Annotated in this window: 3 protein-coding genes and 1 pseudogene; 2 read left to right on the top strand and 2 right to left on the bottom strand. The window is 70.2% G+C overall.

Features of this window, described 5'->3' with window-relative positions; genetic code table 11:
- Positions 1-761 (bottom strand): crotonase/enoyl-CoA hydratase family protein (locus ACWDNU_RS45190; protein WP_449673371.1); only part of this gene is annotated, 761 nt, incomplete at its 3' end.
- Positions 762-868: 107 nt separating this feature from the next.
- Here ACWDNU_RS45190 and ACWDNU_RS45195 point away from each other — a divergent pair.
- Both ACWDNU_RS45195 and ACWDNU_RS45200 read left to right on the top strand, forming a co-directional pair.
- Positions 869-1345 carry a YbaK/EbsC family protein gene (locus tag ACWDNU_RS45195; protein WP_355280861.1) on the top strand — a complete coding sequence of 159 codons (477 nt, stop codon included), beginning with the start codon at positions 869-871 and terminating at the stop codon, positions 1343-1345.
- A 79-nt stretch (positions 1346-1424) separates the two neighbouring features.
- Complete coding sequence (locus ACWDNU_RS45200; RefSeq protein WP_355280863.1) at positions 1425-1976, top strand: flavin reductase family protein; 552 nt, start codon at positions 1425-1427, stop codon at positions 1974-1976.
- A 58-nt stretch (positions 1977-2034) separates the two neighbouring features.
- Here the strand turns inward: ACWDNU_RS45200 and ACWDNU_RS45205 are convergent.
- Positions 2035-2249 (bottom strand): annotated as a pseudogene (locus ACWDNU_RS45205) (hypothetical protein); the annotation flags it as partial.

The raw sequence follows: 2249 nt of genomic DNA on the forward strand, positions 1-2249 counted from the left end.
TCCTTCGACGGCAGGAACGCCGCGTTCCAGGTCGACACGTAGCGCAGGCCGTCGGCCACCGCGGGCGCGGTCCGGTGCTCGAGCACGTCCTTGATGCCCTGCACCACCAGCGGCGGGTTCTCGGCGATCTCGCGCGCCATCGCGTGCGCGGCCGCGACCACGGCCTCCTGATCGGCGAACACCTCGTTGACCAGGCCGATCCGCTCGGCGCGCGCGGCGTCGATGTCCTTGGCCGTGTAGGCCAGCTCGCGCAGGTTGCCCTCGCCGATGATGCCGGGCAGGCGCTGCAGCGAGCCGATGTCGGCGACGATCGCGACCTTGGCCTCGCGCAGGCTGAACTTGGCGTCCTCACTGGCCAGCCGGATGTCGGCGGCCGCGATCAGGTCCAGGCCACCACCGATGCACCAGCCGGACACGGCCGCGATCACCGGCTTGGTGCACTCGGCGACCGCGGTCACCGAGTCCTGCATCCCGCGGACCACCTTGAGGAACTCGGTGCGCGGCGCCGCCTTCGCGTCGTCGGCCAGCACGGGCGCGAGCATGCCGCCCATCGCCGCCAGGTCGAGCCCGAAGGAGAAGTGCTTGCCCGCGCCGGTGAGCACCACGGCCCGCACCTGCGGGTCGGCGTCGAGCTCGCGGAAGATCTCCGGCAGCTCGCGCCAGAAGTCGGGTCCCATCGCGTTGCCCTTACCCGGCCCGGTCAGTGTGACCTGGGCAACGTGGTCGGCGATCTCGACGGTGAAGGCCTGCCAATCAGTCATGTGCCGAGTCTATTGGCGCGGCGCCAGGGATGCGCGCAGGCCCTGGGGTCGACCCCAAAAATCCACTCCCCCGGCATATTTCCCGCAATCGTCCTACTCTGGATTTCATGCGCAGGTCGTCTCTTCCGGCGGTCGCATGCCGCGTCGCCGATACGCTCATCGCCCGCGGGCATCACGGCGTCATCGTTTCGCCGGAAACGCCCGCTGCCACCGCCGCCGATGCCGCCCGCGCGATGGGCGCCCATCCCACCGCGATCACCACCTCCCAGGTCTTCCTGCTCGACGACGATCCCGTCCTGCTGCTGGTCGCCGACCACCACCAGGTCGACCTGACGCGCACCGGCAAACGCCTGGAGGGCACCCTCACGCCCGCACCCACCGCCCTGGTCGAGCGCATCACCGGTCAGCCGATCGATGGCACCGCCCCCGTCGGCCACCCCACCAACCTGCCCACCTGGGTCGACACCGCGCTGGCCGAGCACACCGAGGTGTGGGCCGCGGGCGGGCATCCGAACACGGTGTTCCGCACCAACTTCCGCGAACTCGTCCGGATCACCGCCGGGCTGCCGATCGAGGTCGACTGAGCCGGAGCCGGTGTGATGTGCGCCCATCGGGCCGACCGGACCCTGGGCGCGGTCGCGGCACGGGCGTAGTTTGGGGCGGGTGAGTGAAGTGCGACGTACTCCGTCCGAGCTGGTGGTTCCCGACGATCTGAGTGGAATCACGGCCGAGCAGTACCGGGAGTCGATGCGGCACTATCCGGCCGGTGTCACCGTGGTGACGATCGGCGCCGAGCACGGCCCGGTCGGCTTCACCGCCACCTCCTTCGCCTCGCTGTCCCTCGAACCGCCCCTGGTGTCGTTCAACATCGCCCACACCTCGTCGAGCATCGAGGCCCTGCGCGCCGCCGACTCGGTCGTCATCCACTTCCTCGGCGAACACCAGCACCACCTGGCCCACCGCTTCTCCCGCACCGCCGCCGACCGCTTCACCGACCGCTCCCTGTGGACCACCCTCGACACCGGCGAACCCGTCCTGCACGGCACCCCCCTCTGGCTCCGCACCACCCTCCACCAGCTCATCGACATCGGCGACCACACCCTCGCCGTAGGCCTGGTCACCCGAGTCCACGACCAAACCCACGAATCCCCCACCGCCGCCCCCCTCCTCTACTACAACGGCAAATACCACCGCCCCACCGCCCTCGACACCTGACCGGCGAAAAGACGAGCCCGGCCCCGCTATCCAGGGGGACCGGGCATGCGACGTGAACTCAGCCGATCAGGCAGGGGGCGGCGCCGGTGAGGGTGTCGGTGGTGAGGGGGCGGGTTTCGGGGGTTGGGTTCCAGAGGCCGTCGGTGGTGGCGTAGGTCCAGGTGGGGCCTGCGGTGACGAGGGTGGTGATGGCGGCGATCAGGCGGTCCACGTCGGCGTCAGCCTCGTCGGCGACGGTGAATCGGGTGATCGCGGTGATCTGCTCGGTCATGG

It is taken from the genome of Amycolatopsis sp. NPDC003676, assembly GCF_053587275.1.